This window comes from Mycobacterium sp. SP-6446 (genome assembly GCF_001954045.1).
Taxonomy (GTDB): Bacteria; Actinomycetota; Actinomycetes; order Mycobacteriales; family Mycobacteriaceae; genus Mycobacterium.
In genome coordinates, this window is sequence record NZ_MBEM01000194.1 from 1 (window position 1) to 21,286 (window position 21,286).

Annotated in this window: 21 protein-coding genes; 15 read left to right on the forward strand and 6 right to left on the reverse strand. The window is 65.6% G+C overall.

Annotated elements, in window-relative coordinates:
- Positions 1-123: 123 nt before the first annotated feature.
- Complete coding sequence (locus A5736_RS17770) at positions 124-1,596, reverse strand: carboxyl transferase domain-containing protein (protein WP_076247696.1); 1,473 nt, start codon at positions 1,594-1,596, stop codon at positions 124-126.
- A 42-nt stretch (positions 1,597-1,638) separates the two neighbouring features.
- Here A5736_RS17770 and A5736_RS17775 point away from each other — a divergent pair, with 42 nt between their 5' ends.
- From A5736_RS17775 to A5736_RS17815, 9 genes are all read left to right on the forward strand, one after another.
- Positions 1,639-2,370 (forward strand): enoyl-CoA hydratase, encoded by a 732-nt coding sequence (locus A5736_RS17775; protein ID WP_076247698.1) that lies wholly within the window; start codon positions 1,639-1,641, stop codon positions 2,368-2,370.
- 5 nt (positions 2,371-2,375) lie between these two features.
- On the forward strand, positions 2,376-3,491 hold the full coding sequence (locus A5736_RS17780) for an MBL fold metallo-hydrolase (RefSeq protein ID WP_076247700.1): 1,116 nt from the start codon (positions 2,376-2,378) through the stop codon (positions 3,489-3,491).
- A gap of 32 nt (positions 3,492-3,523) precedes the next feature.
- Entirely contained in the window at positions 3,524-5,107 is a 1,584-nt protein-coding gene (locus A5736_RS17785) for a serine hydrolase (protein WP_076247702.1), read from the forward strand.
- Positions 5,092-7,494, forward strand: a complete 2,403-nt coding sequence (locus A5736_RS17790; protein WP_076247704.1) for a cation-translocating P-type ATPase — start codon at positions 5,092-5,094, stop codon at positions 7,492-7,494. Before A5736_RS17785 ends, A5736_RS17790 begins: the two co-directional genes overlap by 16 nt.
- Before the next feature lie 33 nt (positions 7,495-7,527).
- Positions 7,528-7,716, forward strand: a complete 189-nt coding sequence (locus tag A5736_RS17795; RefSeq protein WP_076128721.1) for an antitoxin — start codon at positions 7,528-7,530, stop codon at positions 7,714-7,716.
- 4 nt (positions 7,717-7,720) lie between these two features.
- Complete coding sequence (locus A5736_RS17800; RefSeq protein ID WP_076128723.1) at positions 7,721-8,194, forward strand: SRPBCC family protein; 474 nt, start codon at positions 7,721-7,723, stop codon at positions 8,192-8,194.
- Positions 8,178-9,401, forward strand: coding sequence for a cyclopropane-fatty-acyl-phospholipid synthase family protein (locus tag A5736_RS17805; protein WP_083667530.1), 1,224 nt, complete (start codon positions 8,178-8,180; stop codon positions 9,399-9,401). Before A5736_RS17800 ends, A5736_RS17805 begins: the two co-directional genes overlap by 17 nt.
- Before the next feature lie 74 nt (positions 9,402-9,475).
- Complete coding sequence (locus A5736_RS17810) at positions 9,476-10,249, forward strand: VOC family protein (RefSeq protein WP_076247728.1); 774 nt, start codon at positions 9,476-9,478, stop codon at positions 10,247-10,249.
- A 62-nt stretch (positions 10,250-10,311) separates the two neighbouring features.
- Complete coding sequence (locus A5736_RS17815) at positions 10,312-10,746, forward strand: hypothetical protein (protein WP_076247706.1); 435 nt, start codon at positions 10,312-10,314, stop codon at positions 10,744-10,746.
- 3 nt (positions 10,747-10,749) lie between these two features.
- On the opposite strand, the gene A5736_RS17820 is transcribed toward A5736_RS17815, so the two are convergent.
- The 3 genes from A5736_RS17820 to A5736_RS17830 form a co-directional block, all read right to left on the reverse strand.
- Positions 10,750-11,232, reverse strand: coding sequence for a VOC family protein (locus A5736_RS17820; protein WP_076128726.1), 483 nt, complete (start codon positions 11,230-11,232; stop codon positions 10,750-10,752).
- Between the two features lie 91 nt (positions 11,233-11,323).
- Positions 11,324-12,838 (reverse strand): carotenoid oxygenase family protein, encoded by a 1,515-nt coding sequence (locus tag A5736_RS17825; RefSeq protein ID WP_076247708.1) that lies wholly within the window; start codon positions 12,836-12,838, stop codon positions 11,324-11,326.
- A gap of 1 nt (position 12,839) precedes the next feature.
- Entirely contained in the window at positions 12,840-14,066 is a 1,227-nt protein-coding gene (locus tag A5736_RS17830; RefSeq protein WP_076247710.1) for an acetyl-CoA acetyltransferase, read from the reverse strand.
- A gap of 450 nt (positions 14,067-14,516) precedes the next feature.
- Between A5736_RS17830 and A5736_RS17835 the strand changes: the two genes are divergently transcribed.
- The 3 genes from A5736_RS17835 (at position 14,517) to A5736_RS17845 (ending at position 16,460) form a co-directional block, all read left to right on the forward strand.
- The gene (locus A5736_RS17835) at positions 14,517-15,470 is read left to right on the forward strand and encodes a dipeptidase (protein ID WP_076247712.1); all 954 of its coding nucleotides are present in this window, start codon (positions 14,517-14,519) and stop codon (positions 15,468-15,470) included.
- Between the two features lie 105 nt (positions 15,471-15,575).
- Complete coding sequence (locus tag A5736_RS17840) at positions 15,576-16,004, forward strand: DUF6188 family protein (RefSeq protein ID WP_076247714.1); 429 nt, start codon at positions 15,576-15,578, stop codon at positions 16,002-16,004.
- 87 nt (positions 16,005-16,091) lie between these two features.
- The gene (locus A5736_RS17845; protein ID WP_076247716.1) at positions 16,092-16,460 is read left to right on the forward strand and encodes a VOC family protein; all 369 of its coding nucleotides are present in this window, start codon (positions 16,092-16,094) and stop codon (positions 16,458-16,460) included.
- Positions 16,461-17,079: 619 nt separating this feature from the next.
- Here the strand turns inward: A5736_RS17845 and A5736_RS17855 are convergent.
- Positions 17,080-17,382 carry a hypothetical protein gene (locus tag A5736_RS17855; protein WP_233148124.1) on the reverse strand — a complete coding sequence of 101 codons (303 nt, stop codon included), beginning with the start codon at positions 17,380-17,382 and terminating at the stop codon, positions 17,080-17,082.
- A 564-nt stretch (positions 17,383-17,946) separates the two neighbouring features.
- Between A5736_RS17855 and A5736_RS17860 the strand changes: the two genes are divergently transcribed.
- The gene (locus A5736_RS17860) at positions 17,947-18,585 is read left to right on the forward strand and encodes a winged helix-turn-helix transcriptional regulator (RefSeq protein ID WP_083667532.1); all 639 of its coding nucleotides are present in this window, start codon (positions 17,947-17,949) and stop codon (positions 18,583-18,585) included.
- 11 nt (positions 18,586-18,596) lie between these two features.
- Entirely contained in the window at positions 18,597-19,070 is a 474-nt protein-coding gene (locus A5736_RS17865) for a hypothetical protein (RefSeq protein ID WP_076247720.1), read from the forward strand.
- A 5-nt stretch (positions 19,071-19,075) separates the two neighbouring features.
- On the opposite strand, the gene A5736_RS17870 is transcribed toward A5736_RS17865, so the two are convergent.
- Entirely contained in the window at positions 19,076-20,290 is a 1,215-nt protein-coding gene (locus A5736_RS17870) for a cytochrome P450 (protein ID WP_076247722.1), read from the reverse strand.
- Positions 20,291-20,479: 189 nt separating this feature from the next.
- Between A5736_RS17870 and A5736_RS17875 the strand changes: the two genes are divergently transcribed.
- Positions 20,480-21,034, forward strand: a complete 555-nt coding sequence (locus A5736_RS17875) for a TetR/AcrR family transcriptional regulator (RefSeq protein WP_076247724.1) — start codon at positions 20,480-20,482, stop codon at positions 21,032-21,034.
- Positions 21,035-21,286 lie beyond the last annotated feature (252 nt).

Below are 21,286 nucleotides of genomic sequence, written 5' to 3' on the forward strand. Positions count from 1 at the left end.
AGCCCCGCCCAAATCCTCGATCGACTACTGTCAGCCCCACCACAAACCCCTGTTGCAACCAAACCTTGAATCCACCCGGCGTGTCTTCGCAACTGGTTATGTGTCGCTGACCGCCTAAGCGGCTCAAGGCAATCCGATGCGGCGGTAACGTTGCAACCGCGCGGCCAGGCGCTCGGCATCGGCAATTCCACGCAGCGCGTGCAGTTCGGCAGCGATGGCGCGCGACAGTCGCTGGGAGAACTCAACGGGCTCGTCGGCGGCGTCGGGGTATTCCGGCACGATGACGTCGACGATGCCCGACCGCACCAGCTCGGCCGACCGAATGCCTTGGGCCGCAGCGAGTTCGGGCGCATGCGCGGTGTCGCGGAATACGATGGCGCTGGCTCCCTCGGGCGGGAGCGGCGCCAGCCAGCCGTGCAGCGCGGCCAGCACCCGGTCGGCGGGCACCATCGCGAGCGCGGGGCCGCCGCTGCCCTGGCCCAGCAGTACCGACACCGTCGGGGTCTCCAGCGTCACGAGCTCGGCCAGGCACTGGGCGATCTGGCCGGCCAGCCCGCCCTGCTCGGCGTCGGCCGACAACGCGGGGCCGACGGTGTCGATCACCAAGACCAGCGGAAGGCGCAGTTCGGCGGCCAGCGCCATGCCGCGCCGGGCCTCTCGCAGCGACGCGGGCCCGACCAGCCCGCCGGTGACCCGCTGCTGGCCGAGCACGACCGCGGGCTGACCGCAAAACCGGGCCAACGCCAGCAGCGTCGTCGCCGCCTCGCCCTGACCAGTGCCGGAGAGCAGCACCCGGTCGGTGGTTCCGTGTCTCAGCAAGTGGCCGACGCCCGGCCGGTCGGGTCGCCGCGATGCGACCACCGACTCCCACGCCGGCACGTCGGGGATCGGATCGGCCGGCTGCGGCGAAACGGGCGGCTCGGGCGCATCGGCGATCACCGTCAGCGCGCGATCGACCATGCGCCGCAGCCCATCCAGCGGCACGACGCCGTCGATCACCCCGTGTCGCTGCAGGTTCTCCGCGGTCTGAATCCCAGCCGGGAACGGCTCGCCGTAGAGCAGCTGGTACACCCGCGGCCCCAGGAAGCCGATCATGGCGCCCGGCTCGGCGACCGTGACATGGCCCAGCGAACCCCACGAGGCAAAGACCCCGCCGGTAGTGGGATGGCGCAGGTAGACCAGGTAGGGCAGGCCCGCCCGTTTGTGCAGCCGCACGGCCGCCGCGATCTTCACCATCTGCAGAAACGCGACGGTGCCCTCCTGCATGCGGGTCCCGCCGGAGCTCGGCGAGGCCAGCAGCGGCAGCTGCTCGGCGGTCGCCCGCTCCACCGCGGCGGTGATCCGTTCGGCCGCCGCCACGCCGATCGAGCCGGCGAGGAAGCCGAACTCGCAGACGACCACCGCCACCCGGCGCCCGTGCACGCGCCCCTCGCCGGTCAGCACCGATTCGTCCAGGCCGGTGGCGGAGCGGGCGCCGGCAAGCTCTCGCGCGTACGAGTCGGTCACCGGCACGGCCAGCGGCTCTCGGTCCCAGCTGACGAAGGAGCCCTCGTCCAGGACCGCGTCGCGCAGCTGCTCGGTCGTGATACGACTCACGCGACGAGGCTATATACAAAGCGGCTATATAGGCTGGGCCCCATGATCGGTGTCACACAGGCCGAAGCCGTCATGACGATTGAGCTGCAGCGCCCCGAGCGTCGCAATGCCCTGAACTCCCAGCTCGTCGAGGAGCTGCGGGAGGCCGTGTTGAAGGCGGCAGCGGGGTCAATCCGCGCGATTGTCCTGACCGGTCAGGGCACGGCCTTCTGCGCCGGCGCGGACCTCAGTGGCGACGCGTTCGCCGCCGACTACCCCGACCGGCTCATCGAGCTGCACAAGGTATTGGACGCCGCCCCGATCCCGGTGATCGGCGCCATCAATGGGCCCACCATCGGTGCCGGCCTGCAGCTGGCCATGCAATGTGACCTCAGGGTCGTCGCGCCCGATGCCTTTTTCCAGTTTCCGACGTCGAAATACGGTCTCGCCCTTGATAACTGGAGCATCCGTCGGCTTGCGTCGCTCGTCGGCCACGGCCGGGCCCGCGCGATGCTGCTAGCCGCCGAGAAGCTCACCGCCGAGACGGCGCTGCAGACCGGGATGGCCAACCGCATCGGCAACCTCGAAGATGCTCAGGCCTGGGCCGCCGAGATCGCCGGCCTGGCCCCCCTGGCGATCCAGCACGCCAAGCGGGTGCTCAACGACGACGGCTCCATCGAGGAGGCGTGGCCGGAGCACAAGGAACTGTTCGACAAGGCCTGGGCGAGCCAGGACGTCATCGAGGCGCAGATCGCCCGCGTGGAGAAGCGACCGCCGAAGTTCCAGGGAGCCTGACCGTCATGGTCCGTGCAGCGCTACGACTGGCCGCCGGCACGGCCACACTGGCGGCTGGCGGTTGGGCCCTGCGCGCCCTGCACGGCGCACCGGCGGCGCTGGGCGCCCATCCGGCCTCGATCCGGGCGGTGGTGCAGCGGTCGCCGAACTATCGCGACGGCGTCTTCGTCAACATCGACCCGGCCACGATCAATATGGACCGCGAGCAGCTGGGGATGATCGCGTGGGAGTTCGTGGGGGGACGCAACAGGAGCCGCCCGGCGGCGCCGATCCCGCTGGCCGCGCCGCGACTGTTCGAAGGCGACCCCGGCCGGCTCGCGGTCAGCTGGCTCGGCCACTCCACGGCGTTGCTGGAGATCGACGGTTACCGGGTGCTCACCGATCCGGTATGGAGCGACCGATGCTCCCCGTCCGACGTGGTCGGCCCGCAGCGACTGCATCCACCGCCGATAGCGCTCGAAGCGTTGCCCGCCCTCGATGCCATCGTCATCAGCCATGACCACTACGACCACCTCGACATCGACACCGTGCTGGCGCTGGCCCGGACGCAGCGGGCCCCGTTCTTCGTGCCCCTCGGCGTCGGCGCCCACCTGCGCTCGTGGGGCATACCCGAGCACCGCATCGTCGAACTCGACTGGAACGAGAGCAGGAAGGTCGACGAGCTGACCCTGATTTGCATGCCGGCGCGCCACTTTTCGGGGCGGTTCATGGACCGCAACACCACGCTGTGGGCGTCGTGGGGCATCGTCGGCCCGAGCCATCGCGCGTACTTCGGCGGCGACACCGGCTACACGAAGAGCTTCGCGCAGATCGGCGCCGACCACGGACCGTTCGACCTGACCCTGCTGCCCATCGGGGCCTACAACCCGGCGTGGCCGGACATGCACATGAACCCCGAGGAAGCGGTCCGCGCTCATCTCGATGTGACGGTGTCCGGGTCGGGACTGCTGGTCCCGATCCACTGGGGCACCTTCCGGCTGGCCCCGCACCCGTGGGCCGAACCAGTCGAACGCCTGCTCGCGGCCGCCGAAGCCGCCGATGTCAAGGTGGCCGTCCCCGCGCCGGGGCAGCGCATCGATCCGTCCGGGCTCACCCGATTCAACCCGTGGTGGCGGCTCTGATCCGGTAGCCGCCGGGGCTAAAGTTTGCGGCCATGACGAAACGCGCGGCAACGGCCGCTGTCGTGGTGGCCTTGCTGGCGCTGACGGGATGTGGGCCCGCCCCGGCATCGAGCCCGCTGTCCGACGCGTCGCCCGATGAGTTTTCGGGCTTGGACATCCCCGCGGGCCGTATCGACGGCGCCGTCGCCAAGGTCGACGGCCTGGTGAACGACCTGATGAAGAACTCCGGTGTCCCGGGCATGGCAGTGGCGATCGTTCGCAGTGGAAAGACGTTGTACGCCAAGGGATTCGGCGTAAAAGACGCAAGCAAGGGCGAGGGCCGAGGCAACAAGGTCGACGCCGACACAGTCTTCCAGCTGGCGTCGATCTCCAAGTCGGTCGGAGCGACGGTGGTGGCGCATGAAGTGACGGACAACGTGATCGGCTGGGACACGCCCGTCGTCTCCAAGCTGCCGTGGTTCGAGCTGTCCGATCCCTACGTCAGTAGCCACGTGACCGTCGCCGACCTGTACTCGCATCGCTCCGGGCTGTCCGACCACGCCGGTGACCGGCTCGAGGATCTGGACTACGACCGCCGCCAGACCCTCGAGCGGCTGCGGTATCTGCCGCTGGAGCCCTTCCGAATCAGCTACGCCTACACCAACTTTGGGCTGACGGCCGCCGCCGAGGCGGTCGCGGCCGCCGCAGCCAAGCCGTGGGCGGACCTGTCCGACGAGGTGCTCTATCGCCCGCTGGGGATGGCGTCGACAAGTTCGCGGTTCGCCGACTTCCTGGCCCGGCCCAACCGCGCCGTCAACCACGTCAAAGTCGGCGACAAGTGGGAGCCGCGGTTTCAGCGGGATCCTGATCCGCAGTCTCCCGCCGCCGGGGTGAGTTCGTCGGTCAACGACATGGCCCGCTGGTTGACGATGTTGCTCGCCAACGGGACGTACAACGGGCAGCGGATCACCTCGCCGGAGGCGCTGCTGCCCGCCGTTACCCCGCAGGCCGTCTCGAGGCCCCCGACGACGCCGAAGTCGCGGGCGAGTTTCTACGGCCACGGGTTCGCGGTGTCGGTGAACTCGTCGGGCCGCACGACGTACAGCCATTCGGGCGCGTTCACCTTGGGGGAATCGACGAACTTCGTGGTGATGCCGTCCGAGGACCTCGCCATCATCGCCCTGACCAACGCCGCGCCGTTCGGCGTGCCGGAGACGCTGACCGCGCAATTCATGGACCTGGTGCAGTACGGGCAGATTCGCGAAGACTGGGCGTCGGTGTACAAGAACGCGATCGCCCCGATCAACAACCCTGAGGGTTCGCTGGTCGGCAAGAAACCCCCGGCCAACCCCGCACCGGCGAGGCCGCTGAGCGATTACGCGGGAACGTACAGCAATGACTACTGGGGCCCGGCCATCGTGAGCGAACGTGACGGTGTCCTGCAGCTCGAGCTCGGGCCGAAAAACCAGAAGTTCACCCTGACCCACTGGGACGGCGACACCTTCACCTTCGCGCTGACGAACGAAAATGCCCCGCCCGGAACGGTTTCCAAGGCAACCTTCGCCGGAAACACGCTGAACCTCGAATATTACGACGCAAACAAGCTGGGGACGTTTAACCGATGTGCTCGTCCGTGATCGAAGGCCTTACCGCTGCCGAGGTGGCGCAGCGGGTGGCCGAAGGCGCGACCAACGCTGTTCGGCAACGTGCCGCACGAAGCGTCGCGGACATCGTTCGGGCCAATGTCTTCACCCGTATCAACGCCATTCTGGGCGTGCTGCTGGTGATCGTGTTGGCGACGGGCTCGGCGATCAACGGGTTGTTCGGCCTGCTCATCATCGCCAACAGCGTCATCGGCGCGGTGCAGGAGATCCGGGCCAAGCAGACGCTGGACAAGCTGGCGATCATCGGACAGGCGAAACCGTTGGTGCGCAGGCAATCCGGGACACGAGCGCTGCCACCCAGCGACGTGGTGCTCGACGACGTCATCGAGCTCGGTCCCGGGGATCAGATCGTCGTGGACGGCGAGATCCTCGAGAAGGAGAACCTGGAGGTCGACGAATCGCTGCTGACCGGCGAGTCGGACGCTATCGACAAGGACGTCGGCGACGCGGTGATGTCGGGCAGCTTCGTCGTCGCCGGCACCGGGGCATACCGCGCCACCAAGGTCGGCCCGGACGCGTATGCCGCCCAGCTCGCGGAGGAAGCCAGCAAGTTCACCCTGGTTAAATCCGAACTGCGCAACGGCATCAACCGGATTCTGCAGTTCGTCACCTACGTGTTGGTGCCCGCCGGATTGCTGACCATCTACACCCAATTCTTCACCACGCATGCCGGGTGGCGGCAGTCCGTGCTGCGGACGGTGGGCGCGCTGGTGCCCATGGTGCCCGAAGGCCTTGTCCTGCTGACCTCGGTCGCCTTCGCGATGGGCGTCGTCAGGCTCGGTCAGCGCCGGTGCCTGGTGCAGGAATTGCCTGCGATCGAGGGGTTGGCCCGCGTCGACGTGGTCTGTGCCGACAAAACGGGCACGCTGACCGAAAGCGGCATGCGGATCTCCGGCGTCGAGCAATTCGGCCCGGCGGAACAATCCGTCGCTTATGCGCTGGCCTCGCTGGCCGCCGCCGATGCGCGCCCCAACGCGAGCATGCAGGCGATCGCGGAGGCCTATGACCAGCCGCCCGGCTGGATCGCCACCGCGACCGCGCCTTTCAAGTCGGCCACCAAGTGGAGTGGCGTGTCCTATCGCGACCACGGCAACTGGGTGATCGGCGCGCCCGATGTGCTGCTCGAACCGGCGTCGGCAGCCGCGGAGCAGGCGGACCGTATCGGCGCCCAGGGGCTTCGGGTACTTCTCCTGGGTACCTGCGCGGTGGCGGTGAATCATCCGGACGCTCCGGGCAAAGTCACGCCGGTCGCGCTGGTGGTACTTGAGCAGAAGGTGCGGCCGGACGCTCGTAAGACCCTGGATTACTTTGCTGCCGAGGGCGTTTCGGTCAAGGTCATCTCCGGTGACAATGCGGTATCGGTGGGCGCCGTCGCCAACAGCCTCGGGCTACACGGCGAGACGATGGACGCGCGTCGACTGCCGGCGGAGCCCGACGAACTGGCCGATGCGCTGGAGTCGCACACCACCTTCGGCCGAGTGCGGCCAGACCAGAAACGTGCCATCGTCCGTGCCCTGCAATCGCGTGGTCACACGGTGGCGATGACCGGCGATGGCGTCAACGATGTGCTGGCCCTCAAGGACGCCGATATCGGCGTCGCGATGGGCGCCGGGAGCCCGGCGTCGCGAGCGGTGGCGCAAATTGTATTGCTGGACAACCGATTTGCCACACTTCCGCACGTCGTTGGCGAAGGCCGGCGGGTGATCGGCAACATCGAGCGGGTCGCGAACCTGTTCTTGACCAAGACCGTGTATTCGGTGCTGCTGGCGCTGTTCGTGGGCATCGAATGCCTGTTTTCCAAACCGCTCAAAGCGGACCCGCTGCTGTATCCGTTTCAGCCGATCCACGTGACCATCGCGGCATGGTTCACGATCGGAATCCCGTCGTTCATCCTTTCGCTCGCACCCAACACCGAGCGCGCACAACCCGGCTTCGTGCGGCGCGTGTTGACGTCAGCGCTCCCGTCCGGACTCATCGTCGGTGTCGCGACCTTTGTCTCCTACCTGCTGGCCTACCACGGTCGCCATGCCACCTTTGCCCAACAAGAGCAAGCCTCGACCGCGGCGCTGATCACGTTGCTGGTGACGGCGCTGTGGGTGCTGGCGGTGGTCGCGCGTCCCTACCAGTGGTGGCGGATAGGCCTAGTAATTGCCTCCGGACTGGCGTACGTGGCGATCTTCAGCATCCCGCTGGCTCGGGAGAAGTTCCTGCTCGACCCCTCGAATGTGGTGGTGACGTCGACCGCCCTCGGCATCGGGGTGCTGGGTGCCGCCGCGATCGAGGCGACGTGGTGGATCAGGGCCAGGATCCTCGGCGTGCGACCGCAGTTGTGGCGGGAGCCGCCGCGGGCTGCCAAGTAGAATTCCTGGCAATCAGCGGGGAAGGAACGGCGCATGGGATTCTTGGACAAGGCGAAGGACGTGTTGTCGCAGAACGCCGACAAGGTCGGGGAGGCGATCGACAAGGCCGGCGACTTCGTCGACGAAAAGACGCAGGGCAAATACTCCGACACCATCCACAAGGTGCAGGAGGAGGCCAAGAAGGCCGCCGACTCGGCCGCCAAGGGCGACCAACAGAACTGAGCGCATGGCCAAACTCTCCGGATCAATCGACGTACCCCTGGCGCCCGAAGAGGCCTGGAAGCATGCCTCCGATCTCTCCCGGTATCGGGAGTGGCTGACCATCCACCGGGTGTGGCGCAGCACGCTACCCGACCAGATCGAGAAGGGCACGGTCGTCGAGTCGATCGTCGAGGTCAAGGGCATGTACAACCGGATCCGCTGGACGGTCGTGCGCTACAAGCCGCCGGAAGGCATGACCCTCAACGGCGACGGCGTCGGCGGGGTGAAGGTCAAGCTGATGGCCAAAGTCGCGCCGAAGGACGACGGCTCCGTCGTCAGCTTCGACGTGCACCTCGGTGGGCCCGCGCTGTTCGGTCCGATCGGCATGATCGTCGCCGCGGCGCTGCGAAGCGATATCCGCGAATCCCTGGAGAACTTCGTCACCGTGTTCACCGGACCCAATCCGCGCCTGAACGGGGATCGTGGCTCCGGTCGCTAATCGCCTGGCGGATCTGCTTCGAACCACCGCCGGCGTCGACCCGCCCGTCTGCATTCGCGCGTGGGACGGAAGCGAGATCGGCCCGGACGACGGCCCGGTCCTGGTATTGCGGTCGCGGCGCGCCCTGCGCCGATTGCTGTGGCGCCCAGGCGAACTCGGCCTCGCTCGCGCCTATGTGACCGGTGACATCGATGTTGAGGGTGACCTGACAGAGGGATTGCGGCGGGCCTGGCGGCTGGCCCGATCGCGCCCCGGTACCAGCGCGACGCTTCCGCCCCAGGCTCGGGCGCTGGCGGCGCTGCACGCGGTGCGGCTGGGGGTAATCGGCCCGCCGCCCAAGGCGCCGGCCAGCGAGGCGCGGCTGTCGGGCCGGCTGCATACCCGGCGCCGCGATCGCGCCGTCATCGCGCACCACTACGACCTGTCCAACGATTTCTACCGGCTACTGCTCGACGAGCACATGGCGTACTCGGCGGCGTATTTCACCCGTCCGGGCCAGTCGCTGCACGACGCGCAGACGGCGAAGCTGGACATGATCTGCCGCAAGCTCGACCTCAAATCGGGGATGCGGCTGCTGGACGTCGGCTGTGGTTGGGGATCGCTGATCCTGCACGCGGCGCACCGCCACGGGGTGCGCGCCGTGGGGATCACGCTGTCGGCGCAGCAGCGCGATTTCACCCTCGCCCGCGCCGCCGAGCGTGGTCTGGCCGACAGCGTCGAGGTCCGACTCCAGGACTATCGCGATCTGAGCGATGAGACGTTCGACGCGGTCGCGTCCGTCGAGATGGGCGAGCACGTGGGCGAGCGGCTATATCCCAGTTACATCGCGATCCTCGATCGCGCGCTGCGGCCCGGCGGCAGGCTGTTGCTGCAGCAGATGTCCCGGCGCGCCGATGCCGCGCCGGTCGGAGGAGCGTTCATCGAGGCCTACATCGCGCCCGACATGCACATGCGGCCGCTCTGGCAGACCCTGCGTTACCTGCAGGACGCGGGCCTGGAGATCCGTTCGGTCGCGGCGATGCGCGAGCACTACGCGCGCACCGCCGAACATTGGCTGAACACGCTGGAGAGCCGCTTCGACGAATTCGTGGCGTTGCAGGGTGAAGAGGTCGCCCGGGTGTGGCGGCTGTACCTGGCCGGCGGCGGCCTGGCCTTCGAGGAAGGCCGGATGGGTGTGGATCAGATCTTGGCAGCCAAGCCTCGATGAGTTTCCGGTTTGCCGCGAGTCGATATGTGAGAACCCGCGACCGCGGGGCACTGCGACACCTGATGGAGGAGATCGTGCCCATTCGTGACGGCGCGCCGCTGGGCGCTCCCTGCTGGATCGATTTGACGACGTCGGACCTCGACCGCGCCCAGGACTTTTACGGCACGGTGTTCGGCTGGACCTTCGAGTCCGCCGGTCCCGAGTACGGGGGATACGTCAACGCCGCCAAGGACGGCCACCCCGTGGCCGGGCTGATGGCCAACCGGCCCGAGTTCGGCGCCCCGGACAACTGGGCCACCTACTTCCACACCGCCGACGTCAACGCGACGATGGCGGCCGCGACTGGGGCGGGCGGCATGGCGTGCATGGGGCCAATGGAGATCCCCGCCAAGGGCCACATGGGCCTGGCGAGCGATCCGTCGGGCGCGGTCTTCGGGCTGTGGCAGCCGTTGGAGCACCGCGGGTTCGAGGTGATCGGTGAGGCCGGCTCCCCGGTGTGGCATCAACTGACCACCCGCGATTACCGCGCCGCGGTCGACTTCTACCGCGAGGTCTTCGGGTGGCAGACCGAGCAGGTTTCCGACACAGACGAATTCCGGTACGCCACAGCGTCATTCGGTGATCAGCAGTTGCTCGGAATGATGGATGGCAGCGGCTTCCTCCCCGAGGGGGTGCCGTCGAATTGGAGCATCTTCTTCGGGGTCGAGGATGTCGACAAGACGCTGCGCGTGATCGCCGACAACGGCGGGGCCGTGGTGCGGGGCGCCGAGGACACCCCCTACGGTCGGCTGGCCGCGGCGACCGACCCGACGGGTGTGATCTTCAACTTGTCGTCGCTGGAGAGCTAGCCGCGGTCGTCACGCCGCGTGGCGAGCGACGAGTGGTTCGAGGTCCTATTACTGTCGAAACCATGACTCGCCGCCTGCACCCCGGTTGGCTGGTGGCGTTTTTCGCCTTGTTGATCTCGGTCAGCGCGTGGATGCCTTGGCTGACGACGGCGGTCAACGGCGGCGGCTGGGCCAACGCCATCGGCGGTACCCACGGCAACCTGGAACTCCCGCGGGGGTTCGGGGCGGGGCAGCTCATCGTGTTGCTGTCCTCGACGCTGTTGGTCGCCGGGGCGATGGCGGGCCGCGGGCTGTCGGTGCGGGTCGCTTCGATTGCCGCGCTGGTTATTTCGCTGCTGCTGTTGGCGCTGACGGTGTGGTACTACAAGCTCAACGTCAACCCGCCAGTGTCCGCCGACTACGGGCTTTACGTGGGTGCGGTCGGCGGGGGTTGCGCGGTGGTCTGCTCGCTTTTCTCGGTGATCGCCGCGCTCGCGTCCGGTCGGCTTCCCCGCTGAACCTCAGGCGGGCGGGAAGTCGTGCTTGCCTGAGGCGGAACTGCCGTCGGGTTCGTTGACGCCGAACACGAAGGGCGCGAACACGACTTCGCGTCCGTCGGGGTCGCGGTAGGTGACCGCACCCGTCGCCTCCCAGTACGGGTGCTGCTCGACGGGCTCCTGCCCCGCCTGCTGCAGGCGTGCGATCGCGGCTCGCTGGGCGTGCTTGTCCGGGAAGTACAGGCACAGCTGCTCGTGACCGTCCACCGCGATGTCCTCGTCCGCCTCGACGATTTCCATCGTCAGGTTCCAGCTGGGCAGGCCGAAGATCGCGCCGTTGCTGCCGTAGCTGGCCTCGAACGTCTCGTAGAGCGGCAGCCCCACCAGCTCGCGGTAAAAGCGCACTGTCTCTTCGAAGTTCGACGAGCGCCGGGCGAAGCGAAGGGCGCCGATCGACGCCAATTCCAGTGGCCAATGCGTCGTCCGGCGCTGCTTGTGCTGGTCCACTCCTACTCCGATTCGCCGAGCCTGTAATTTTGCAGGCCGCTACTCGCACTTTTCCTGCCGTATTACAGGCTCGGTGAGCGGCCCGATCGCATCATAGCCCGATGGCGGCCGCCGCCGACTCCGCCGTGTCCCAGCGCCGCAGCTGTTCACCGGGAGCCCATGTCGAATGCGTGCCGCTGGAAATGCGTTCGGGCAGTTGAAGTTTGCACACGGGCCCGTCGCCGATCCGGGCGGCGTCGAAGATCACGCAGTAGGAGGCATCGGCGTTCATGTCGGTGGTCAGAGTGATCAGGTAGCCGTCGTCCTCGCTAGTAGATCCCACGCGTGGCGCCATCGCGGTCTCGCTGCCGTAGACACCGTCGCCGAAGGAGAATCCCTCCTGGCTGCCGGTGCGCACATCGTGTTTGACCAGCCCGTCGAACAGGAACCAGCCGGGCTTGCCGGTGGCGGCGTAGGTGTAGCGGTAGTCGCTGGCGGCGTAGGCGGGGTTGATCGTGCCGAATTCGGTGATGGACTCCGACAGCCGCTCTTCCTTGACCTCGCCGGTGACCAGGTTAAAGCGCCAGCGGTGCAGCCGGGCCTGCAGGCGATCCAGCGCCAGGAAGCGAAAGAGCTTCTCCCATTTGGTTCCGCCGGTGTCGATCGGCTGAGGATCGCCTTCGAAGAAGCCGTCGAGCACGATCTCGTCGCCGTCTTCGTAGGCGTTCGTGAAGTGCAGCACGAACGTCGGGTCCGCCTCGAACCATCGGATGTCGTCGGTGCCGCCGCGGCGCGGGATCACCGCGAAGCGCGACGGAATGTCGGGGTAGAAGCGCGGCAGGTGCACGTCGTGTCCGAGCAGCCTCGGATCCCAGAAAAGCGGGAAATCGTTGAGGATGGCGTAGTTTTCGGTGAACGCCATGTCGTGCGGCAGCCGCGGTCCGGGTAGCGGGATGTCGACGTAGTGGGCCAGGTCGTTGTTCTGGTCGACGACGCCGTAGCGCATGTACGGGTCCTGCTTGCTGTAGCTGAAGAACAACAGTTCGCCGGTCTTGTGGTCGACCTTCGGGTGCGCGGAGACACCCCAGTCGACCGGGAAGCGTCCGTTCCAGGTTTCCTTGCCGAGGGTGTTGGCCGAGTACGGGTCGATCCGGTAGAGGTCGCCGCACTGGTAGAAGCTGGTCAGCGCGATGCCGCGGTGAACGATCACGTCAGTGCTCGACGCGTCCTTCATCCGGGTGCGCGCGCCCCAGCCGTCGTCCCGCTTGGCCAATTGCACCGGCTCGGCCAGCCCCGGCCACAGCGGCTCGCCGGCCTCGTTCTCGGCCAGAAATCCGTCGGTCCGCACAAAGCGGTTGCGGTAGAACGCTTTTCCGTCGCGGAAACCGACCACATGCAGCATCCCGTCGCCGTCGAACGGGTGGTACGTCTTCAACGCCGGGTGCAGCGGGTTCTCGGTGTTGCGGAGGTAGACGCCGTCCAGGTCGCGCGGGATCTCGCCCGCTACGGCGACGAGATCGTCGGCGTCCCACTCGGTGGTCTGCGGCCGCCACGGCCCGGTCCGGTACGGGTGGTCGTCGTCCTCGGGCAGTGTGGACAGGAACTTGCCGACGATCTCAACATCCATGTCACGAGCCTTCGGTGGTGCTGACAACGAAACTGACCGTGGTGGCGGTGCTGCCGCCGAAGTTCAGGGTGCCAAAGGTTTTCGCGTCTTCGACCTGGTACTCGCCGGCCGCGCCGCTGACTTGCTTGGCCGCGTCCAGCAGCATCCGCACGCCGGAAGCCCCGACGGGGTGTCCGCCGCCGATCAGGCCCCCGCTGGGGTTGATCGGCAGCCGGCCGCCGATCTCGATCTCGCCGTTTTCGATCGCCTTCCACGATTCGCCGGGACCGGTGAGCCCGATGTGGTCGATGGCCAGGTACTCGCTGGGGGTGAAGCAGTCGTGGACCTCGATCCCGTCCAGGTCGTCGAGGGTCACCCGGGCGCGGCGCAACGCGTCGAGCACCGCGGCCCGCACGTGCGGCAGCACGTAGGGATCGTCTGCGGCGCGGTCGAGTTTTTGTCGCAGGCCGAGCCCGACGGTGCGATGTCCCCAGCCGTCGATGCGTCCGATTGGGCGCGCATCGGGATGATCGCGCAGGTAGTCGTCGTTCACCAGGACCACTCCCGCGCCGCCGTCGGTCATTTGGCTGCAGTCGAAGCGCCTTAGCCGGCCCTCGGTGATGGGGTTGGTCGCGTCGTCGTCGGTGATGGGTTCGGGGACAGTCCAGCCGCGGGTCTGGGCATTGGGGTTGCGGCGGGCGTTGGCGAAGTTGAGCTGGGCGATGGCCCGCAGATGGGTCTCGTCCAGGCCGTAGCGCCGCTCGTATTCGTCGGCGATCTGCGCGAACATCGACGGCCACAAGTACCGCGCGCCGGCGCCCTCGTGTCCGGTCCATGCGGCGGCGCCCAGATGCTTGGCGGCGGTGTCGCCGGGCACGGTCTTTTCCAGTTCGATCCCCACCACGAGCGCGCTGTCATAGGAGCCCGAGCGCAGATCGGCCATCGCAGCCAACGCCGCCACGCTGCCGGACGCGCATGCGGCCTCGTGCCGAGCGGCCGGTGTGTCCCAGAGGTCGTCGCAGACCGTGGCCGGCATCGCGCCGAGGTGGCCCTGGCCGGCGAACATCTCGCCGAAGGCATTTCCAACGTGGACCACTCCGATGTCGGCGGCGTCCAGCTTGGCCGAGGCGAGGGTGCATTCGACGACCTCGGCGGTCAAGGCCGCGAAATCGCGGTTTTCTTTGGAGAGGTTGCGGGCGAAATCGCTTTGGTAGCCCCCGAGAATCCACACGTCTGCCGAGCCATCCATACGCCGCACGCTACTCCTGATGGCGCGGCCGAACGGCCGTATGCGAAGCGCTCAGGAGCTCAAATGCGGACCCGTCGGCTCTCGGGCTGAACCGACGGGACCTAGGTGTGCGCGTAGGCCGGCCAACACGCTCACCCGTTTGGGGCATTACCACCCCTGACGAAAGGCAAACACACGAGCCAGCCTGCGAAGCCGGCCTGACCCTTCCGAATGCGGGCTTTCCACTGCTCAGCGAGGTGTTTGGAGGCTAGACAGCGCCTTCGACAAGGTTGGCGATTCCGGCGCGTCGGCGGCGGTGTCGGATCGATTGGGCTGCAACTCATTACGCATACTCACCTCGGGTCGCCGTCGTTGGCGGACTCGGCTACCCGCAGGTCCCGATCGGGTCCGTCGCAGGTCATACCGGCGATATCCACCTCGCAGCGAGAAGCTGGTGCAATATCGATATTGATGACCTTGTTGTGGGAGCAGCACACCTGTCTGCCGCTGCAGACCGATGCCGACATCGACCTGCTGGGCCGATACCGGCGCGCCGGGGGAGCGCTCGTATCGGTCAACGCCGGATATGCGCCGCACAGTCTGGGCGATACGACCGCGTTGCTGCGCCACTATCGCGGCGCGGTCAAGCTGCATCCAGGCCTGGAGTTGGCGGGCAGCGTCCAGGAGGTCGACGCGATCGCCGGTAGCGGTCGCATCGCGGTTGTCTTCGACCTGGAGGACTGCGCTCCGCTCGACGGCGACCTCGATAACCTGGCCACTTTGGTCGATCTCGGGGTCCGCACGCTGCTGCCGACGTACAACCACGCCAACCGCGCCGGCAGTGGTTGCTTGGACGGCGTCGACGGTGGCCTGACCGCATGGGGCCGCTCCCTCGTTTCCGAGATGAACAGCGCCGGAATCGTTCCGGACGGATCGCACTGCAGCACCCGCACCGGACTCGACATGTGTGAGGTTTCTCGAGGTCCGGTGATCTATAGTCATTCCTGCATGCGGGCGGTTTGGGAGCACCCGCGCAATATCACCGACGATCAAGCCCGCGCCTGTGCGGCCACCGGCGGTGTCGTCGGAATCACCGGGGTCGGCATTTTTCTCGGGCCCAACACTCCGACTCTCGAGGCCATGACCCGGCACCTTGAATACGTCATTGAATTGGTCGGTATCGATCACGTCGGTGTTAGCACCGACTTCTCGTTCGATTTCGCCGATTTCAACGAGGAACTCGCGCGCAACCCGCACTTGTTCGACGACAGCTACACGAGTTGGGGCCCAATCCAATGGATGCCGCCCGAAATTTTCCTGGGGCTCGAGGAACACCTGCGCCGGCGCGGGTGGAGTGCCGCCGACCTGCAAGCCGTCCTTGGCGGGAACTTCCGTCGGGTGGCACAACAAGCCTGGCGTAACTAACGATCATAAGAATCTTTCGCGCCTGCTCCGCCCGGCGCATTTCGGCGGTTTCGCATATGGCACACACGCTTGTGTATGTGACAAATTGAGGCCAGAGTGGAATGTATGACCGAACAGAAAACAATCGAGCAGTGGCTTGAGGGCTGTGCGGTACAGCGGATCATGTTCCGCGACGGTCTGGTGCTGAATTTCGAGGATTACAACGAGCTTGTGATCACCGTACCGATGCGTCTGACGCTGCCAGCCATCGAATCCTCTCCCGCAGAAGTGGTTGCAATCGACCCGAACGACCCAGCGGACCAGGTGCGTCCGCTCTTCGATTTCGCCGGGGAAAAATGCACGGGCGCTGTCTGGTACGACACCGGAGATCTCCATCTCGAGTTCGCCGACGGTCACAAGATCGACGTGCCGCCCAATGAAAACGTCGCCGCGTGGGAGCTGTATGGCAAGTACCACGGTTACGCCGCCTGCCTGCCGAACGGTGAGATGCGGGTGGTGCGCTATGACGTGGCCGAAACCGGCCGCGCCGAGTGAGCTGACGAGCGGCGCGAGCTGGGCCTAGGCGAAACCGGTTGCGGCGCAGTCTTTCTGTGCGCTTCGGGAGCCGATACCGTGTACGTCATGCCTCGGGTGGACTATGTCATCCAATATGTCGAATCGCTCCGACGTTCAGTGGCGTTTTACCGCGACGTGATAGGGCTCAAGACACGGATCGAGGGTGACGGCTACGTCGAGTTCGAGATGGCGAACACCAAGTTCTCGCTTTTCGAGCGGTCCAAGCTTCCGGAACTCATCGGCCGCGAGGGTGGCAACCCGCCGTGCGGCGAGATCGGTTTCCTGATCGACGACGTAGACCAGGAAGCGGAGCGGTTGAAAGGCCTCGGTGTCGAGATCCTCAGCGGACCGGTGGACCGGCCATGGCGCGAGAGGACGCTGCACATCGCCGACCCGGACGGCAACATCATTGAATTCGCGCAGAAGCTGCGATAACCCCGGGTCACCAAAGGTTGGTCATAACGCACTGCACTTCTGCAGTGGCGTCGTGCGGCTTGACTCCCATGGCCGTTAATCTCTGGGCTACTTCGGCAGGGGATAAAGCGCCATTGAGATTGAACTCAATAATGTTGATCGTGGGCGACCAGTCATCTGCGTTTTGCTTCGGCGGAACCCCCGCGCGGTCTATGCAACCAAGGTAGCCGTCCCCGCCCATGCCCAGGTCAGCGCGAGCAGCCGGCGCTCCCAGCACCACCGATGCGATGAACGGGACGGCGACGGCTACGCCGGCCGCCGCACCGACGTACTTGTTTGTGTGTGCAACGGGCGCGCGACCGCCGTCCCCGGCAGCCACCCCGCGCGCGCGATCGCGATGAAACCTAGTTCGATCTGTTGTTACCCCCGAATTGCGTGACACGGCGGTCCAGTACCCGCAATTTCTAATTATGAAACCGGGTTTTGCCAATCATATTCTTATTAAACTTTCGTCTAAGTCATTAATTATTTTACTTTCGTCTAAGTCAATAAACTCGGCCTTTTTCGGCAATAAATACCGAGTCAGTTTGCGCACGTAGAAGGTTTCTATCCGCGGGAACCGGTGACGTGACTGCGACCGCTAGGGAAGGTCCTTCGCTGAACGGCCGCGCGACGGGCTAACCAGCAGGGCGCTGAGGATTAGTCCGCCGGCCACAGCTAGAGGGATGCTCCAGGCGCGACGCGCCGCTATGGCGCTGCCGCATCGATCGACGAAATGGGTTCCAGTCGAGTCCGCGGTCATGGCCTGGCCTAATGCGTTGTGAAGCCCGCTGCCGCAATTGATTTGGAAACCCCACTGGTCGAAGTCGCCGAGGAATACCGGGGAGCGAAGCGCGAACAGACCGCCGATCAGCAACAAAAGGCCAACCGCGACGATGACCACGCGTCGAGTAGACACATTTGCCTCTGCGTGTGGCGTCGCTGATTTTGCGCCCACTAGCCAGGAACTTGGATCCATCGTTCGCCCGGTCTCAGAGGGATCGAGGAAGTCCAAGCGCGGTGGATAGTGCCGCGGCGGGCGGAGATCTGGCGGTGAAATCCTCACGGCTCGCCTCGTGGCGGCAACAGTTGGGATAACGCCGTCCCGCGAAGGGATGGGCCGTACCGCCACGGCGCCTGCCGTTCGACCGGGTTCGTGGTCGGCGATGACGTCCGGCGCCAGTGACGGACTGACCTCGACTTCCTCTTCGGATGTGTTGGTTCGTGTGTCGGCTATTACGGACATTTGGGTCCTCCTTGATCGGCCGTCTTCGCAGCACCGGCGGTTCCTAGCTCGGGCGGGTCCAACCACCCCGGATCGGATGCTACCTATTTTCGAAGTATGCAACATTATTTGTAAGTAATCAAGGATTTCCGGTAGTATCGTCCTCGTGTGGACCGTAAGGTGGGATCGGTGACACGTCGCAGCTATAGCCAGTACTGCGGGCTTGCCCGGGCACTCGACCTAGTGGGCGAGCGGTGGATGCTGTTGATCGTGCGCGATCTGGCGATACGCCCGCGCCGGTTCGGTGAGATCCTCGACGGCTTGCCGGGTTTGGGCACCAGCCTGCTGTCCGAGCGGCTGAAAAACCTCGAGGACGACGGGATCATCGAGCGTGCGATCAGCGGCAAAGGCCGGGGCGGCGTCGTGTATCGCCTCACCGCGCGAGGAAAAGCCTTAGCCCGTGCCCTTCAGCCGTTGGCAGCCTGGGGCGCAATGTTTCTGGACCCAACCAAGGCCGACACGTTTTCGCCCGATTGGCTGTTCTTCGCGATCCGGTCCGCCTTCCATCCCGAAGCTGCCGCGGGAGTTCACGGCTGCTACGAGTTTTGTGTGGACAACGAAATTACGTTCTGGATCACCGTCGACGACGGCGACATGCAAATAACCCAAAAGCGTCCGCGGAAGCCGGATTTCACTCTCGAGGTGGCACTTTCGGACCTCGGGGGCATTGCTTCGGGTCAACTCAAACCCAAAGATCTCTTCAAGCAAGGGCGGGCAACGCTCCGCGGCGACCGCCACGCCGCCGATCGCGCACTCGCACTCTTCGGCGCTGGTCGAACCCCGTCCGCCAAGGTGTCGAGTGAGCTCCCGCAACATCAATAGGGAGGTTCGAAGTGCCGTTCATTGAGATGTATGTCCCGGAGGGCCTGCTCGACGATGAGACCAAGCAAACCCTCCACAACAACGTCAGCCGCCAGGTGCTCGAGGCCGAGGGCGCAACCTACGATGAATCGCCCTTGGCCCAGGCGATCACCTGGATGCTGATCCACGAAATGCCGGAGGGCAGCTGGTCGGTCGGCAGCCAGGTTCAGTCAAGGAGCGACGAGCCACGCGTTCTCACTCGGATAAGCGTGCCGCATGGGTCGATGGATGACGCGCGCCGGGCGGATATCGCGATGCGGGTGAACCGAGAGCTCGTCGATGCGCTCGGGGACCAGTTCACCGATCCGACGAAAAGCTTCTGTCTTATCTCGGAGCAGACGTTCAGCGGTGGTGGAATCGTGGTCAGCTTCGACGATCTCGTCCAGTGGCTCGGGCTGCCGCACCGGTTGTCGCGCTCAAAGACAGCGGCGCAATCGGCTGAGTAAGCAACCTATTCGACGGTCAACTCGAGACGGTTCAAACGGCGAACCAGGATGCTGGGCAGCCACTCTCCGACGTCGGTCGCCTCGATCCAGGTGGAGCGTTCCAGCAGCGTCCGAAATACGATCTGGGCCTCGAGCCGTGCCAGCGCGGCGCCAATACAGAAGTGCACGCCCTTGCCGAATGTCACGTGGCCTTTGGCACCGCTGCGATCAAGACGGAATTCGTTTGGCGCGTCGAAGTGTGCCGGGTCGCGGTTCGCCGCGCCCCACATCAGTAGCAGGTGCGAGTTGGCGGGTACCTCCACGCCGTCCAGGGTCGTGTCGCGCCAGACGTGGCGGTAGTGGCCACGGAAGGGTGGCTCGTAGCGCAGAGCTTCTTCGATAAAGGCATTCAGCAGTTCCGGGTTCTCACGAACCTGCTTTTGAATCTCTGGGCGGTCGGCGAGAATCCACGCAGCGCTGCCTAAAAGCGATGCCGTGGATTCGCCGGCGGCGCTGAAAAGGGTGAGCATGATGCCTAATGCCACGGTCTGGTCCACCTCGCCCGAGGCGTAGCGTGCGGCCATGTCGGGAATGAGGCCGGATTCAGGTAAGGCACTTGCCTTTTCAAAGTGTTCCATGACGTAACCCGACAGTTCGAATGCCGCGGCTCCTGCCGCCTCGAGCTGGGGGGCCGTGACGACACCATCGAGCAGCGTGGTGGTGGCGAAGCCCAGCCGGATGAGATTGTCGACATCGGTGTCGGGTAGGCCCAGCAGCTTGGCGACCACCATCATGGGCAGGCGGTTGGCCATCGCGCTCATCCACTCGATGCGCCCCTCGTGCAGATTCTCGTCCCAGAGGCGCTCGGCGACGTGGCCCGCGAATTCTTCAATGATGCGGACGCGTTTCGCGGACAGATGTGGCAGCAGGATTTTGCGGTGTATCGCGTGTGCCGGCTCGTCGGCGGTGGCCAAGGCATGGTTGGGACTTCCAGCCTCGATCATTGGGAACGGGGCGACCGTCCCATCCTCGTGGTAAACCATGGTTGCGGTGAGGTTGGACGAGAAGTCTTCGACCCGGTTGACCGCATCGATCACCGCATCCCAGCCGCACACGGCGTAGAACTCCGAGTTACCGATGCGGTGCACCGGCGCCTCGGCGCGCATGCGGTCGTAGAGCGGATATGGATCTTGCATGGCCTCGGCGCCGAAGAACTGGATCGGATCAGCCAAGACGGTCATCCTTTCAGGCTGGAAGAGGCCGTGAGCAGCGTCAATAGTGGGCGGCAACGTTGATAACCGCCCAGTCGCACCACCCACGCCCCACCAAATCGCCTGCACGACACCACCAGCGGGTTATGCTGAGAAAAACGTGCAACAATTCTCATCCTGAGAGAGGTTTTTCGGCCCACAGCTCGGGAGCACTTTCAGATGCCACAGAACGATTGGCTGCTTGGACGGGATCGCCGCGGCGAGGCCGCCGAACGGATCTACGCTGCGGCCGCCGACCTCATTTCCCGCGTCGGATACGACGCGTTCACCATCGAGGCCTTGGCCGCTAAGGTCCATTGCTCACCAGCGACGATCTACCGTCATGCCGGCGGTAAGGCGGCCATCCGTGACGCCGTTGTTGCCATTCAGGCGAACCGGATCGTCGATACGGTGCGCGAAGCGATCAAGGACCTCACCGGACCGGACCGGGTCGTGACCGCCACCATCCTTGCCCTGGAACGCATGCATTCAGATCCATTGGTTCGGCTCATGCGGTCAATGCAATTGGCGCCGGGCGGCGAGTGGCTCACTACCTCACCCGTCGTTGCCGCCTTCGCCTCCGAAATGCTCGGCCAGGACCACCCCGACCCGCTGGCCGCGCAATGGCTGATCCGCGTGTTCCTTGCGCTGTGGTGCTGGCCGCTGAAGGACCCCGCGACTGAACGCGCCGTAGTGGAGCGCTTCCTCCGCCCATCCTACATCAACAACACCTGAAAGCCGAGATCATCGACCAAACACGGCGATGACGCAGGACCCGTCCCCGCCCATCGCCTGCGCCAGACCGATCCGCGGATCTCAGACCTGGCGCGAATCCGCTTCTCCCCGAAGCTGACTGATTGTCTCGACGTCCTGGGCCAAACCCGTCGCGCCGAACGCGTGACCGCACTCTGTGCCCCTGTTCAGTGTCGGTTGATGGTTGACGTTTCTGTGTCGGTTGATCCTTGACACTCGTGTTGTGGTTAGGCC

What these genes read in the sequence shown, in the direction of transcription:
- A5736_RS17780 (WP_076247700.1), top strand. Translation starts at nt 2,376, where the DNA reads ATGGTCCGTGCAGCGCTACGACTGGCCGCCGGCACGGCCACACTGGCG.
- A5736_RS17815 (WP_076247706.1), top strand. Translation starts at nt 10,312, where the DNA reads ATGACTCGCCGCCTGCACCCCGGTTGGCTGGTGGCGTTTTTCGCCTTG.
- A5736_RS17775 (WP_076247698.1), top strand. Translation starts at nt 1,639, where the DNA reads ATGATCGGTGTCACACAGGCCGAAGCCGTCATGACGATTGAGCTGCAG.
- A5736_RS17845 (WP_076247716.1), top strand. Translation starts at nt 16,092, where the DNA reads ATGCCTCGGGTGGACTATGTCATCCAATATGTCGAATCGCTCCGACGT.
- A5736_RS17825 (WP_076247708.1), bottom strand. Translation starts at nt 12,838, where the DNA reads ATGGATGTTGAGATCGTCGGCAAGTTCCTGTCCACACTGCCCGAGGAC.
- A5736_RS17840 (WP_076247714.1), top strand. Translation starts at nt 15,576, where the DNA reads ATGACCGAACAGAAAACAATCGAGCAGTGGCTTGAGGGCTGTGCGGTA.
- A5736_RS17835 (WP_076247712.1), top strand. Translation starts at nt 14,517, where the DNA reads ATGACCTTGTTGTGGGAGCAGCACACCTGTCTGCCGCTGCAGACCGAT.
- A5736_RS17830 (WP_076247710.1), bottom strand. Translation starts at nt 14,066, where the DNA reads ATGGATGGCTCGGCAGACGTGTGGATTCTCGGGGGCTACCAAAGCGAT.
- A5736_RS17800 (WP_076128723.1), top strand. Translation starts at nt 7,721, where the DNA reads ATGGCCAAACTCTCCGGATCAATCGACGTACCCCTGGCGCCCGAAGAG.
- A5736_RS17875 (WP_076247724.1), top strand. Translation starts at nt 20,480, where the DNA reads ATGCCACAGAACGATTGGCTGCTTGGACGGGATCGCCGCGGCGAGGCC.
- A5736_RS17870 (WP_076247722.1), bottom strand. Translation starts at nt 20,290, where the DNA reads ATGACCGTCTTGGCTGATCCGATCCAGTTCTTCGGCGCCGAGGCCATG.
- A5736_RS17795 (WP_076128721.1), top strand. Translation starts at nt 7,528, where the DNA reads ATGGGATTCTTGGACAAGGCGAAGGACGTGTTGTCGCAGAACGCCGAC.
- A5736_RS17785 (WP_076247702.1), top strand. Translation starts at nt 3,524, where the DNA reads ATGACGAAACGCGCGGCAACGGCCGCTGTCGTGGTGGCCTTGCTGGCG.
- A5736_RS17790 (WP_076247704.1), top strand. Translation starts at nt 5,092, where the DNA reads ATGTGCTCGTCCGTGATCGAAGGCCTTACCGCTGCCGAGGTGGCGCAG.